The organism is Amycolatopsis sp. CA-126428 (assembly GCF_002904335.1).
Lineage (GTDB): Bacteria > Actinomycetota > Actinomycetes > Mycobacteriales > Pseudonocardiaceae > Amycolatopsis.
The window spans coordinates 1-14341 of sequence record NZ_PPHF01000160.1 but is presented as its reverse complement, the minus strand read 5'-3'; the positions used below and the strand labels follow the sequence as shown (position 1 = coordinate 14341).

General features: G+C 68.3%; 11 protein-coding genes and 1 pseudogene. 11 read left to right on the top strand and 1 reads right to left on the bottom strand.

Going from position 1 to position 14341, the window contains the following annotated elements:
* Positions 1-107: 107 nt before the first annotated feature.
* From C2L58_RS48975 to C2L58_RS41235, 5 genes are all read left to right on the top strand, one after another.
* Positions 108-458 carry a hypothetical protein gene (locus C2L58_RS48975; RefSeq protein WP_146073778.1) on the top strand — a complete coding sequence of 117 codons (351 nt, stop codon included), beginning with the start codon at positions 108-110 and terminating at the stop codon, positions 456-458.
* Between the two features lie 170 nt (positions 459-628).
* Positions 629-2212: a tannase/feruloyl esterase family alpha/beta hydrolase gene (locus C2L58_RS41245; protein ID WP_103343052.1), complete on the top strand. Its 1584-nt coding sequence runs from the start codon at positions 629-631 to the stop codon at positions 2210-2212.
* A gap of 229 nt (positions 2213-2441) precedes the next feature.
* Positions 2442-3284, top strand: a complete 843-nt coding sequence (locus C2L58_RS41240; RefSeq protein WP_103343051.1) for a patatin-like phospholipase family protein — start codon at positions 2442-2444, stop codon at positions 3282-3284.
* A 217-nt stretch (positions 3285-3501) separates the two neighbouring features.
* Positions 3502-3699 (top strand): hypothetical protein, encoded by a 198-nt coding sequence (locus C2L58_RS48970; protein WP_146073777.1) that lies wholly within the window; start codon positions 3502-3504, stop codon positions 3697-3699.
* A 15-nt stretch (positions 3700-3714) separates the two neighbouring features.
* Entirely contained in the window at positions 3715-4707 is a 993-nt protein-coding gene (locus C2L58_RS41235; protein WP_103343050.1) for an amidohydrolase family protein, read from the top strand.
* A 220-nt stretch (positions 4708-4927) separates the two neighbouring features.
* Here the strand turns inward: C2L58_RS41235 and C2L58_RS41230 are convergent, their stop codons facing one another.
* A complete protein-coding gene (locus tag C2L58_RS41230; protein ID WP_103343049.1) occupies positions 4928-5947 on the bottom strand; it encodes a LacI family DNA-binding transcriptional regulator in 1020 nt (339 codons plus the stop codon).
* A 97-nt stretch (positions 5948-6044) separates the two neighbouring features.
* On the opposite strand from C2L58_RS41230, the gene C2L58_RS41225 reads away from it, so the two are divergent.
* From C2L58_RS41225 to C2L58_RS51620, 6 genes and pseudogenes are all read left to right on the top strand, one after another.
* Positions 6045-7697 (top strand): glycoside hydrolase family 13 protein, encoded by a 1653-nt coding sequence (locus C2L58_RS41225; protein WP_233226213.1) that lies wholly within the window; start codon positions 6045-6047, stop codon positions 7695-7697.
* A gap of 12 nt (positions 7698-7709) precedes the next feature.
* A complete protein-coding gene (locus C2L58_RS41220) occupies positions 7710-9074 on the top strand; it encodes an ABC transporter substrate-binding protein (protein WP_103343047.1) in 1365 nt (454 codons plus the stop codon).
* Positions 9071-10033, top strand: a complete 963-nt coding sequence (locus C2L58_RS41215; protein ID WP_233226212.1) for a carbohydrate ABC transporter permease — start codon at positions 9071-9073, stop codon at positions 10031-10033. Before C2L58_RS41220 ends, C2L58_RS41215 begins: the two co-directional genes overlap by 4 nt.
* Positions 10030-10893: a carbohydrate ABC transporter permease gene (locus C2L58_RS41210; protein ID WP_103343046.1), complete on the top strand. Its 864-nt coding sequence runs from the start codon at positions 10030-10032 to the stop codon at positions 10891-10893. Before C2L58_RS41215 ends, C2L58_RS41210 begins: the two co-directional genes overlap by 4 nt.
* A 31-nt stretch (positions 10894-10924) precedes the next feature.
* Positions 10925-13828, top strand: a complete 2904-nt coding sequence (locus C2L58_RS41205; protein WP_103343045.1) for a carbohydrate-binding protein — start codon at positions 10925-10927, stop codon at positions 13826-13828.
* 47 nt (positions 13829-13875) lie between these two features.
* Positions 13876-14007 (top strand): annotated as a pseudogene (locus tag C2L58_RS51620) (oxidoreductase); the annotation flags it as partial.
* Between the last annotated feature and the right edge of the window lie 334 nt (positions 14008-14341).

Sequence of the window (14341 nt, the reverse complement as noted above, 5' to 3'; positions counted from 1 at the left end):
CACGAGGTCGCCGGGGCTGTCGCGCCGCCGCGGTCGAGCCCCGGGCTTAGCCACTTCGCCCCGCTCGTGCCCCTCCGATGCGGGCCTGGAGGCGACGGAGCCGGTGAGTGAAGTCCCGGTCGCATCGGTGGCGGCTCGCCTATCGGCACGCTCGGCGTGCCGAGCGTGCCGACGACGGCGGATCGGACGGTCCTCGTTCAGCGGCAGCCGGCCCGGCCGTTGCCGGCTCGGTCACGTGGGTCATCGGCTGCACCGATCTGAGGGAGGCAAAGCGCTCCCTCCTCGAGAGCACTGGCATGAGGCTGAGCGACTACATCATCGTCGGCGGCGCGTTCATGCCCTTTGAGACCGACCACCACCACGAGCAGGGTGCCGCCACTCTTATGCAGGTCGATGACGAGTTCATTCGTCACGTCGACGACTTCGGCCAGATTGGACAACGGGTGGTCGGCTTCTAGGTCGTCTCCATCCCGCAAGACTGCAGCCGCCCTCGCCGCCGAAGGATGGCCTTGGAGGGCGCGGCAGCCGGCGGAGTCTCGAATGTGCCAAGCGGACGGCTCCGGCTCGCAGCCGGTGACGTCATTGATATTCCGCCAACATCTCTGGTTATTGATAGGAAGGAAAAGAAGTGCGAGTTCGTGTTGAGCCTTACCTGTCGAAACGTCTCGGTCGGGCCAGGATTTCCATCATCTCGGGCATCGCGGCGACGGCGGCACTTGGGCTGACCTTCGGTGCGGTAGAAGCGCCCGCAGGAGCCGAAAGCGGCGCCCCTTGGGCATTGAACGCGGGCAGCGTGGCCGAAAAATGCGCGGCGCTTGGCGCGAATGGTGGGGATAATTTCGAGAATCTGCAAGGCGCGACAACGTTTATCACGTCGGCAAAGATCACGACGACCGGCTCTGGGGCTCAAGCGGCGACTCAGTGCACCGTCGACGGATATGTCACACCGTCCGACACCTTCGTTGTCCAGCTTCCGGTTGCCGGCTGGAACGGAAAGTTGGAAGCAAACGGCAGTCATGGTCTCGGGGGTGCTTACTACCTCAACGAATGCGCACCATTCCTGGGGAAGGGATATGCAACGGTTGCGAACAGCCTTGGTCATGTGGATCCTGGCTTGAACGGAGGATTCGCTTACGGAAATCCTCAAGCTGAAATCGATTTCGCCTACCGGGCGACTCATGTGACCACGGTGGCGGCCAAGGCGATTCTAACTGCTTTCTACGGTGTCGAACCGCGTGAGTCGTACTTCAGTGGTTGTTCGGAGGGGGGACGTCAGGGGCTGGTCGAGGCGGAGCGCTACCCCGCGGACTTCAACGGCATCATCGCTGGACCGGCATTCCCGTACTGGTCGACGATCATCGGTTACGGCAGCCTCTACACCGATGTCGTCAACCGGGACCGTGCCGGCCGTGTGATCCTCACGACGGACAAACTTCCCATCCTGCACAAGGCGGCGCTGCAGGCATGTGGTGGAGTCGACGGCACTATCGCCGACCCTGAAGGTTGCCACTTCGATCCCGTGGCCGCTCAGTGTCACGAGACGAATCTCCATGGCGCCGACTGTCTCAGTTCGGCCCAGGTCGCGGTGGCGCGGCTGTTCTACGGGCCGATTCGCAACTCGCGCGGTCAAGCAATCACTGCGTACGGAAGCAATGAACCCGGCTCGGAGCTGGCCTGGACTTCCCGAATAAATGACAATGGTGGGCTGTCGCTCGAGGGCGGGATCGGCATTCAGTTTGACCGCTACATGGCGTTCCCAAGCGATCCCGGTCCTGCCTTCCAGGAAAGTGACTTCAATTTCGACACCGATCCCGCTCGGCTCAACAATCTGGCTTCCATTTACGACGCGAGTCCGGACCTCCGAGCGTTCCGCAACGACGGCGGTAAGCTGATCATGTGGAGTGGGTGGGCCGACCAGGCCATGCCGCCGGCTGCGACTGTGCAGTTCTACAAGGCAATCGTGGCCAACGATGGCGGAACGGCCTCTGCGCAGAGCTCGGTGCGACTTTTCATGATCCCGGGCGAGTACCACTGCGAAGGCGGCACCGGGCCTCAGCTCGTCAGCGCCAGTTTTGCCGATCTGCTCGACTCTTGGGTCACCACCGGAAAGGCCCCGCAGACGGCCACTGCCGTTGCGACCAACGCTGCCGGCCAAGTCACCGCGACCCGCGCCATCAATGCGTATCCCGCGCGGCCTGGTCTGCAACAATAGGGAATGACGTCGATTCGCTCTCGACGTGGAGCATGGCGTGATCCCGCCTGCGTCAGTCTGATGTGAGATCGTCGCGCGGGTCGAATGGTGCAACCGGACGGCGAGACGCCCACGAAGTGTCTCGCCGTCCTGAGCCGCGATCGCCACGGCTGGTGCGAGGCTCCGCTCATGCGTGAGCACAGGCATCCGGAAGTGCATAGAACTTCTTCGACTAGCCACAGGACAGGACATGACTGAAGCACTGGTTCTCGGAGGCGGAGGCGTCGCGGGAGTGGCCTGGACGACCGGGCTGCTGGCGGGGCTGGCTGATGCAGGTCAGGACGTGAGCGGGGCTGAACTGATCGTCGGCACCTCGGCGGGCTCGACCGTTGCGGCGCAGCTGGGGAGTGGATTGGGCTTGGAGGAGTTGTACGCCCGGCAGGTCGAACCCGGGTTGCAAGCCGTCGAGATCATGGCCGAGGTAGACCTGGCCGGCCTGGGTTCTGGAGTTGCGGCCATCGTGCAGACTGCCGCGTCCGCATTGGAGATCAGGCGTGCTGTGGGCCGGCTTGCGCTGGAGGCCGACACCGTGCCGGAATCTGAGCGACGTGCCGTGATCGAGTCGCGCCTGCCGTCTCATGAGTGGCCGGCCCGCACGTTGAAGATTGTCGCGGTCGATGCCGAGAGCGGTGAGCCGCGCGTATTCGAACATACGTCAGGCGTGAGCCTGGTCGACGCTGTCGCGGCGAGTTGCGCAGTCCCCGGTGTGTGGCCGCCGGTGACTATCGGAGAACGCCGGTACCTCGATGGGAGTGTGCGTTCCCACGCGAATGCCGACTACGCTGCCGGAGCGTCACGAGTCCTGGTGGTCGTGCCGATGGGGCAGCTATCACTGTTGCCGAGCGAGAAGCCGTTGGCCGGAACCGTTGAGGAATTGCGCGTGTGTGGCGCCGCGGTTGCGGTGGTCGAGCCAGACGAGGCGTCACGCCAGGCAATCGGCGTGAACGCGCTGGACCCGTCGACGCGCAGGCCGGCCGCCGAGGCGGGGCGCGCCCAAGGGCGTGGCCTGGAGATCAAGTGGAAGAAAGCCTGAGAAACTGCTGGTGTCGGCCCGGCGGCTGACCCGTGCCTGCGCCACCATGGAACGCTGTCTCGGCCACGGGCTACGGCCAGCCCCATATCCGCGTCTGACCAGCTGTTCAGAGCCGTGAGTGTTGATGCAAGTGATCTTTGTTTCCGCACTTGACGAGGCGACGTGCATCCACGCGGCAGGCTGCCAGGTGTCCGGCATCGGCCGAGGGCGCCGACCCATGCTGACTGACAGCAAGTGGGTGTCGCTGGTCGCGGCGCAAGCGATGTCGTCTTTGGCCTACCGTCGTGGTGGCGATGTCCGCGCCCGCGCCGAAGGCGAGGCGCAAGGGCTTCACTATGAAGCAGTGACTTCACTTATAATGAACTACGGAGATGCTGGCTTTTGTCATCGTCGGCGCGGCGCTCGGGCGACCTGACCGGAAGGATCTGCGGTGAAGATCGTGACCCTCGAGGAGCACTACCTCGACGTCGCCGTCGCGCGGGCGAGCGCCCCCGCGGCGCAGGCGCTGAGCCCGCACTTCGCCGCGAGCTTCGCCGCGGACAGTGGACTGCCCTACTCGCCGAGCGTCGAGGTACTGCGCGATCTCGACGAAGGCCGCATCGCGGACATGGACCGCCACGGCATCACGATGCAGGTCCTCTCGAGCCTCTCCACCCAGCAGCTTCCGTCTGACGTCGCCGTCGACCTCGTACGCGCGACGAACGACACGCTCGCCGACGCCGTGCGCCGGCACCCCGATCGCTTCGCCGCCTTCGCGGCGTTGCCGACGTCGGTGCCGGACGTTGCGGCCCTCGAGCTCGAACGCTGCGTCGGCGAGTTCGGTTTTGTCGGCACGATGATCATGGGCCGGACCGAGGACGAGTTCCTTTCCGCGCCTCGGTTCGATCCGATCCTGCGCGCGGCCGCCGCGCTGCGGGTGCCGATCTACCTCCATCCGGGGGTGCCGCCCCAGGCGACGAGTGCATCGAACTACGAAGGGCTTGATCCGCTGGTCACCGCGCGGTTTCAGACCGCGGCTTGGGGCTGGCACCAGGAGACCGCGGTGCACTTCCTGCAGCTGGTCCTCGGCGGGGTGTTCGATCGGTACCCGCAGCTGCAGATCATCCTCGGGCACTGGGGTGAGCTGGTGCCATTCTACCTCGACCGGCTCGACGAGGCGTTGCCCCAGCGGGTGACCAAGCTGGAGCGGTCGATCGGCGACTACCTGCGGCAGAACGTGTACGTCACGCCGAGCGGGATGTTCAGCCAGGCGCAGCTGCGGTACTGCGTCGACGTCCTGGGGGCCGACCGGATCATGTACTCCGTCGACTACCCCTTCATCGGCAACGAAAGTGCGGCCGGTTTCCTGGAGAAGGCCGACCTGCCCGAGGTGGTGAAGGAGGACATCGCCCACCGGACAGCGGAGCAGCTGTTGAACCTGTGATGAGATGAAAAGTCTGAAAAGGACACGTCGATGATCTCTCGTTTTTCATTCCCCGGCTGGTCGAAACGCGGTCTTGAACCGTGACCCGTCGGCTTGGTGGTGTCGGGTTCACCGGAAGTCCGGCCGGGCTCGAGGTCTGGCGCGAACCGAAGGGGTTCCTTCGGGCGCGACCGTCGGCCTCGGATGCTTGCCCGAAACGGTCGACCGGGACGCTATGGCCTCATCTCGGTGGGGCCGTCGAGTCACGTAGAGTGAGACTGACGTCGAGGGTGACCGGCTTGCGTGGCTGGGTGCGCTGCTCGATCGCGTCGACCAGCATCGCGACCGCGGTGGCTCCCTTGCGGCCGATGTCCTGGGCCACGGTGGTGAGTTTCGGGGTGACGTACTTGCTGAACTCCAGGTCGTCGAAGCCGACGACGGAGACGTCGCGCGGGATGGCAGCGCCCGCTGTGGCCAGGCCCTCCATGATGCCGACCGCCAGGATGTCCGCGGTGGCGAACACGGCCGTCGCGCCCGGATGCCGCTCCAAAAGCGACTGCCCGCAGGCGAACCCTTCGTCGTGTGTGGTGTTGACGATCTCCACAAGGCCGGAATCCCAGGTCAGCCCGGCGTCGGTGAACGCCGCGCGGAACCCGTCGAACCGTTCGCGGACCACGCCAACCCGGCCGAACGCCGGGCCGGCGAACACGATGTCCCGGTGGCCCAAGGAGAGCAGGTGCGAGGCAGCGAGCCGAGCGCCGACGAAGTCGTCCGAGCGCGGTCCGGCGGTGAGCCGGTTGCGGGAGTAGCTGTCGATTGCGACCATCGGCGTCGGACCGGCCGTGGCCTTGGTCAGCTTGTCGATCTGCTCGTCGATGAACCCGAGCAGGATCGCGCCGTCGAGGCTCCACGAGTGCAGGGCTTCGGTGACCTCTTCGAGCCGCGCGATGCCGCGCAGCAGCAAGTGGTAGCCGGACTTCCGTAACTCGCGTTCGACATGCCCGGCGATCGCCATGTGGTGCGGGCTGATCATGAGGCTGTCCTCGTCGGCCGCCGGTACCAGCAGGCCGATCAGCTTCGACGAGCTGCTGGCGAGGCTGCGCGCCGACGCGCTGGGCACGTACCCCATGTCCGCCGCGATGCGGTGCACGCGCTCGCGGGTGGCGGCCGATACCCGCGCCGCCTTGCCGTTCATCACGTTCGACACGGTCATCATGCTGACGCCCGCCTCTTCGGCGACCTCTCGCAGTGTGACCCGCACGCGCACCGTCCTTCCCGGCTCCAGTGTTGACAGCGTATCAAGCGCACATTACCGTCCTGCCATCAGGTATAGCGCTAAACCCTTCAAAGGGGGACCGTTGACGACCCTCAGCTCACCGGCCGTGGCCGCGCCGCCGGGAACCACCCGGGACCATTGGTGGCGCACCGCCGTCGTGTACCAGGTTTACCCGCGCAGCTTCGCCGACGGCGACGGCGACGGCACCGGCGACCTCGCAGGCGTCCGGTCCCGCCTGCCGTACCTGGCCTCCCTCGGCGTCGACGCCCTGTGGTTCACGCCCTGGTACGCCTCGCCGCTGGCCGACGGCGGCTACGACGTAGCCGACTACCGCGCGATCGACCCCGCCTTCGGCACGCTCGCCGAGGCCGAAGCGCTCATCGCCGAGGCGCGCGAACACGGCATCCGGACCATTGTGGACGTCGTCCCGAACCACGTCTCGGACCAGCACGCGTGGTTCACCGAAGCGGTGGCCGCCGGGCCGGGATCGCCGCAGCGGCAACGGTTCTGGTTCCGCGAGGGCCGGGGCGAGGGCGGCGGGCTGCCGCCGACCGACTGGACCTCGACGTTCGGCGGCCCGGCCTGGACCCGGATCACCGAACCCGACGGCCGGCCAGGGGAGTGGTACCTGCACCTATTCGCCTCGGAGCAGCCCGACCTCAACTGGAGCCACCCGCAGGTCCGGCGCGAGCACGAGGACGTCCTGCGCTTCTGGTTCGACCGCGGCGTGGCCGGCGTGCGGATCGACTCCGCGACCATGCCGGTCAAGGACCCAGCGCTGCCGGAGCTGGACGAAGGGGGCCCGCACCCGTTCGTCGACCGCGACGAGGTGCACCAGATCTACCGCTCCTGGCGCGCCGTCGCCGATTCCTACCCCGAAAAACGCGTGCTGATCGGCGAAGTGTGGCTGGACGACGCGGCCCGGTTCGCCCGCTACCTGCGTCCGGACGAGATGCACAGCGCCTTCAACTTCGACTTCATGCGCCGCCCGTGGGACGCCGGGCAGCTGCGGGAGTCGATCACCGAGACCCTCGCCAGCCACCGGCCGGTGCGGGCGGCGCCGACGTGGGTGCTCTCCAACCACGACGTCACCCGGCCCGTCACCCGCTACGGCCGCGAGGACAGCTCGTTCCTGCACGCCCGCACGTTCGACGTCCCGACGGACCTCGCGCTCGGCCACCGCCGGGCGCGCGCCGCGGCACTGCTGTCCGCGGCCCTGCCCGGATCCCTCTACATCTACCAGGGTGACGAGCTCGGACTGCCCGAAGTGGACGATCTGCCGGCCGAAGCCCGCCAGGACCCGGTCTTCCACCGCACCGGGGGCACCGACCCCGGCCGGGACGGCTGCCGCGTCCCGTTGCCGTGGAAAGAATCCGGCGCCACCCACGGCTTCAGCGTCGATCCCCACGCGACGGCCTGGCTGCCCCAGCCGCCGGAGTGGGCCGCGCTTTCCGTGCAGAGCCAAGAGAACTCGCCGACGTCGATGCTGACGCTCTACCGCGCCGCCCTCGAGCTGCGCCGCACGACCCCGGCGCTGACCGGCGAGGAGTTCGCCTGGCTGGACACACCGGAGGGCGTGCTCGGTTTCCACCGTGGCGACGACTTCGCCTGCCTGGTCAACTTCACCGCCGAACCCCAGCCGCTGCCGCCGGCGGAGGTCCTGTTGAGCAGCGGCGCGCTCGACCGCGGGCTGCTGCCCGCCGACACCGCCGTCTGGCTGCGCCTTCGGAAATAAGGAGGGACAACGATGTCCTCGAAAACCTTCGCCACCGTCCTCACCGCCGCACTCGGCCTGACGGTGCTCGCGGCCTGCGCCACCGACAGCGGCGGGGACACCACCGCCGACGGGAAGACCGTCGTCAAGGTCGCCCTCGAGCCCGGCCAGGACAAGAGCGCGGTCGATGCGTTCAACGCCCGCGTCGCGCAGTTCGAACAGGCGAACCCCGGGATCGACCTGGTCGTCGAGGAGTTCAAGTGGGACCCGACGAAGTTCACCGCACAGCTGGCCGGCGGCACGCTGCCGGACGTCGTCACCGTCCCGTTCACCGACGGGCGCGGCCTGATCGAGCGCCACCAGATCGCCGACATCAGCGGCGACGTCACCCAGCTGCCCTACGCCGGGAAGTTCAACCCCGAGGTCGCGAAGACGGGCCAGGACGCGTCGGGCAAGCAGCAAGCGATCCCGATCGCGGCCTACACCCAGGCCCTGCACTACAACCGCACACTGTTCAAGCAGGCCGGCCTCGACCCGGACCGACCACCGTCCACTTGGGACGAAGTGCGCGCCGACGCTAAGCAGATCGCCGAGCGCACCGGCGCCGCCGGCTACGCCCAGATGACCAAGGACAACACCGGCGGCTGGATCCTCGTCACCCAGGACTACGCGTTCGGCGGCCGCACCGAGAAGCTCGACGGCGACAAGGCCACCGCCACCATCGACACCCCGCAGCTGCGGCAGGTGCTGCAGAACCTGCGCGCGATGCGCTGGGACGACAACAGCATGGGCGCGAACTTCCTCTACGACTGGAACGGCATCAACCAGGACTTCGCCGCCGGCCGGATCGGCATGTACGTCTCCGGCGGCGGCAACTACAAGGACCTCCTGTCCCAGAACGCGATCAAGCCCGCCGACTACGGCGTGACCGCGTTGCCGCTCACCGGCCCGGACGCCGGCGCGCTCGGCGGCGGCACCCTGGCCGTCGTCAACGTCAAGGCGTCGAAGAAGACCCAGTCGGCCGCGGTGAAGTGGATCGACTTCTACTACCTGCGCAAGCTGACCGACGAAGCCGCGGCCCAGGGCGACGCGAAGACCAACGCGGACGCCAAGCAGGCGGTCGGCTCGCCCGAGCTGCCGGTGTTCGACAAAGCGACCTACGACGAGCGGCTGCGGTGGATCGGCCAGTACGTCAACGTGCCGCTGCCGCAAATGACCCCGTACACGAGCAAGATGTTCGACCAGCAGCTGCTGCCCGAGCCCACCCGCGCGACCCAGAAGGTCTACGGCGTGCTGGACACCGTCGTCCAGAAGGTCCTCACCGACCGGGGCGCCGACGTCAACGCCCTGCTCGCGGACGCCCAGACCCAGGCCCAGGCTCTGCTGGACCGGTCGTGACGACCGCGGCACCACCCCGGATCAAGACGCCCGCGCCGGCCCGCGAGCGCGCAAGCCGGCCCCGGCGGACGCCGCTGCGGTGGGCACGCCGCGGCGGCCTCGCCCCGGTGCTGTTCCTCCTGCCGGCGCTGTTCGTCTTCGGGCTCTTCGCCTGGCTGCCCATCGGCAAGTCCGCCCTGATGAGCTTCCAACAGACCAACCTCGTCACCGCCCCGGAGTTCGTCGGCCTGGACAACTACCGGACCGTGCTGAGCGACCCGATGTTCTGGACCGGCGTCGGCAACACCGGCCTGTTCGCCCTGCTGGCGCTGCTGATCGGCTACCCGGTCCCGCTCGCGCTGGCCGTCCTGATGAGCGAGGTCCGGAAAGCGCGCGGCCTGTTCAGCGCGCTGGCCTACCTGCCCGTGGTGATCCCGCCGGTCGTGGCCGTGCTGCTGTGGAAGGTGTTCTACGACGCCGGCCCGGACGGCCTGTTCAACAAGATCCTCGGCCTGGCCGGCATCGGCCCGGTGCCGTGGCTGCAGTCCGCGTCGACCGCGATGGGCTCACTCGTCATCGAAGCGACGTGGGCCGCGGCCGGCAGCACCGTGATCATCTACCTCGCCGCGCTCACCAGCGTCCCGCCGGAGCTGTACGAAGCCGCCGAACTCGACGGCTCGGGCATCCGCGGCAAGGTCTGGCACGTCACCCTCCCACACCTGCGCGGGGTGCTGCTGACGACGTTCATCCTCCAGATCATCGGCACCACGCAGGTGTTCCTCGAACCGTTCCTGTTCACCGGCGGCGGACCCGCGCACGCGACCACCACCATCCTGCTGCTCATCTACAACTACGCCTTCGCCGACAGCCTCGGCGGGGACTACGGCGCGGCGACGGCGCTCAGCGTCCTGCTCGCCGGGAGCCTGGCGGTGTTCTCCGCGGTGTTCCTGCGGCTGACCCGGTCCTGGAGCACGTCATGAGTGACCGCGGCCTGATCGCTCCCACGGAATGGCGGCGTCCCGGGGTGCGCCGGCTCACCCGAGCCTTGCAGGGCGCGCTGCTGGCCGCGTTGTTCGCGGCCGGTCTCGGCCCGCTGCTGTGGCTGGCCAAGGCCGCCGTCACGCCCACCCAGGACACCCTGCGCGACCCGCTCGCGTTGTGGCCCCACGGAATCGACTTCGCCAACCTGGTCACGGCGTGGACCCGCGTCGAGGTCGGCAAGTACTTCCTCAACACGATCTGGGTGGCGCTCGGCGCCTGGCTGATCCAGCTGCTTGTCGCCACGACCACCGGGTACGCCCTCGCCGTCCTGAAACCGCGCTACCACAAGGTGGTCACCGCGATCGTCCTGGCGACGCTGTTCGTGCCGTCGGTTGTTCTGCTCGTGCCGCTCTACTTGAGCATGGTCGACATGTCGCTGATCAACACGTTCTGGGCGGTGTGGCTGCCGTCGGGAGCCAACGCGTTCAACGTCATCCTGGTGCAACGGTTCTTCGCGAACCTGCCGCGTGAGGTCTTCGAGGCGGCCCGGGTGGACGGCGCCGGACCGGTCCGCACCTTCGTCTCGGTCGTGCTGCCGATGTCGAAACCGATCCTCGGCGTGGTGTCGGTGTTCGCCGTCATCGCGTCCTGGAAGGACTTCCTCTGGCCGATGCTGGTCCTGCCCGACCCGGCGGTGCAGCCGCTGTCGGTCCGGCTGCCGGCGTTGCAGACCTTCGTCGAACTCGACGTCTTCCTCGCCGCGCTGGCCATCGCCACGGTCATCCCGGTGGCCCTGTTCCTCGTGTTCCAGCGCCTGGTGCTGCGCGGCGACGCGCTCAGCGGCGCGGTCAAAGGCTGACCCCACCAGTCCCCTTTTCAGGAGCGATTCAATGAAGAAACCGTTCTTGCTTCTCGCGGTGACCGCGGTCGTCGCGTCGTTCGCCACCGCACCACCGGCCGCCGCGGCGACCACCAGGCTGGAAGCCGAGTCGGCCGTGCTGTCCGGCGGCGCCGTGACCCAGAGCGACCACCCCGGCGCGAGCGGCGGCCGGTTCGTCGGCGGGTACGTCGACGGCAACCGCGGCGCCGCCAAGACCGACTTCACGGTCAGCTCGACCGGCGGCTCGACGACCCTGGTCCTCGGCTACGCCAACGGCACCGGCTCGGCCCGGACGCTGTCCCTGGCAATCGACGGCGCGACCCGCCAGATTTCCCTGCCCGCCACGGTGAACTGGGACACCTGGGGCCAGGCGAGCACCACCGCCACGCTGTCGTCCGGCGTCCACCACATCGCGTACTCCTTCGGCACGGCCGACAACGGCAACGTCAACCTCGACTACCTCGACGTGACCACCGGCTCGACGTCGGAATCGGGCGCGCTGGAAGCGGAGTCCGCGACGCTGTCGGGCGGCGCGGTGGTGACAGCCGACCACGCCGGCTACACCGGCAGCGGGTTCGTCGGCGGGTACACCGACGGCAACCGCGGCACCGCCAAGACGACCTTTTCGGTGACCGCCACGGGTGCCACGAACCTCGCCCTGCGCTACGCCAACGGCAGCGGCGTCGCGCAAACGCTTTCCCTCCTGGTCGACGGGGTCAAGCTGCGCCAGATCTCGTTGCCCACGACGGCGAACTGGGACACCTGGGCCACCGCGACCGAGACGGTCACGCTCTCGGCGGGCGCCCACTTCGTCGCCTACCTCTACGACACCACCGACAGCGGGAACGTCAACCTCGACAACCTGACCGTCTCGGCGAGCACGAACACCCCGGCCGGTCCTGGAGAGGCCGACGGCGCGTTCCTGTCGTCCGGCGCGACCGCCGCCACCACGACCTCCGGGTACAACGGCACGGGTTACGTCTCCGGCTTCGACCACGTCGGCGCGCGGATGATCCGGACCGTCATCATGGCTTCGGCCGGTACCGCCACGGCCACCGTGCGGTTCGCCAACAGCAGCGGCGCGAACCGGGTGCTCGCGGTCTCGGCCAACGGGCAGGACGCGGGCAGCGTCTCCCTGACGCCGGGGACCGGCTGGCGCACCACGACCGTGTCGGTGCCGTTGCGCGCGGGGCTGAACACCCTCGGCCTCGCGAGCACGTCCGCGACCGGGGGTGACGTGCTCGTCGACAGCGTGACCGTCGGCGGCGAGACGGCGGCCGCGACCCGAGGCGCGACCACCCCGTACACCGAGTACGAGGCCGAGGCCGGGACCCTCGCCGGCGGCGCCACCACGCCGGCCGCCGATCGCACCTACCGCACGGTGTCTCCGGAAGCCAGCGGCCGCCGCGCAGTGCGGCTGAGCGGCACCGGCCAGTCGGTCGCCGTCACCCTCGCGAAGCCGGCCAATGCGCTCGTCGTGCGCTTCTCGATCCCGGACTCGGCCGACGGAACCGGCAGCACCGCCCCGCTGGCGCTCTACGCGAACGGCACGAAGATCAAGGACCTCACCCTGACCTCGCAGTACAGCTGGGTCTACGGCACCTACCCGTTCTCCAACACACCGGCGCAGGGCCTGGCGCACCGGTTCTTCGACGAGGTCCGTACCACGATCGGGAACTTCCCGGCCGGGACCGTGCTGAAGCTCCAGAAGGACTCAACGGCGACATCGACCATCGACATCGACCTCGTCGACGCCGAGCAGGCCCCCGCCGCCGCAGCCGCCCCGCACGGCGCGCTGTCGATCACCTCGTACGGCGCCGTGCCGAACGACGGCTCCGACGCCACGAACGCGATCACCTCCGCAATCGCCGCGGCCCGGTCGCAGAACAAGCCGCTCTACGTCCCGGCGGGAACGTTCCGGATCAGCGCGCCGATCACCGTCGCCGACGTGAAGATCTTCGGCGCCGGACCGTGGTCGTCGGTGCTCCAGGGCACCGGCCTCAAGGGCGGGTTCTTCGCCACCGGACCGAACGTGACGATCGCCGACCTCGCGATCTTCGGCGACAACCGCACCCGCGACGACGCGAACGGGAATGCCGCACTGGAAGGCAACTTCGGCGCCGGATCGCTGCTGCAGAACCTCTGGATCGAGCACACGAAAGTCGGGCTCTGGGCCGACTCCGGTACCGACGGTCTGTACGTGGTGGGCCTGCGCATCCGCGACACCTACGCCGACGGCGTCAACATCCACGCCGGTGGAGGAGTCACGAACAACGTCCGCGTGGATCAGTCGGTGCTGCGCAACACCGGCGACGACGCCCTGGCGATGTTCTCCGAGGGCAACTCCGTGACGAACAGCGCGTTCACCGCGAACACCGTGCAGTCGCCCATGCTGGCCAACGGCATCGGCATCTACGGCGGCACGAGCAACCGCGCGGAGGACAACCTGATCAGCGACACGGTCGCGGCGTCGTCGGGCATCGCGATCAGCACCCGGTTCAATCCGGTCGCCTTCAGCGGAACCACGGCGGTGCGGCGCAACACCTTGACCCGCACCGGCGGGGACGAGCCCAACTGGCAGAAACCGTTCGGCGCCCTGCAGATCTTCGCGCTGAGCAAGGATATCAGCGCGCCGGTAGTGGTCACGGACCTGACGATCACCGATACGACTCGGCAGGCCGTGCAGGTCACTGACGAGCGTCTCGACCCGGGCGCGGCGATCGTCGGCCGGAAAGTCACCCAGCTGAGCCTGGACAAGGTGACGATCACCGGGGCTGGCACGTACGGGATCGACCTCAGCTCGGCGGGGTCGGGCTCGGTGTCGAACACGTCGGTCACGGGCGCGGCCTCGGGCGGCCTGACCAACCCGGGTGGCTTCACCCTCACCCGGGGACCGGGTAACTCGGGCTTCTGACCGGGAGAGGTGCGCTCCGCCGATCCGGGCGGAGCGCACTTCCGACGGTCACGGCGCTACAGACCCGGCTCGACGCCACCATCGTGACAGTCTCCTCGGGCCTGGCGTTCGCCCCGCCGAAAGTGACCCCGAGCTACAACGCGTCGAAGGCCGCGATCCACCTGCTCAGCCTCGCGCTGGACCGTCACGACGACCTTGCGGTGCGCCGCCCTCGGCGGCGCGGGCGTGCAGGGCCCCCAGCTGGCCAGCGGTACCCGCTCGGCGACGTCGATGCGCAGCTGGCCGGAGTCGACCAGTGACACCAGCTTGGCCAGCTGCCCGGCGTCGCTGCGGACGAGCAGGTCGATGCTGCACACGCCGCGGTCCTCGTTGGACGGCGCGGGCATCCACGCCATCGTGTTCACCACGACTCCGCCCGGCCGGACGAGGGTGAGCAGCGCGGCTAGTGTCGCGCGTCTGAGGTTCGTTGACGGGTGGCGTGAGGCAGGATCTCGTCGGCGGTTTTGGTCCAGG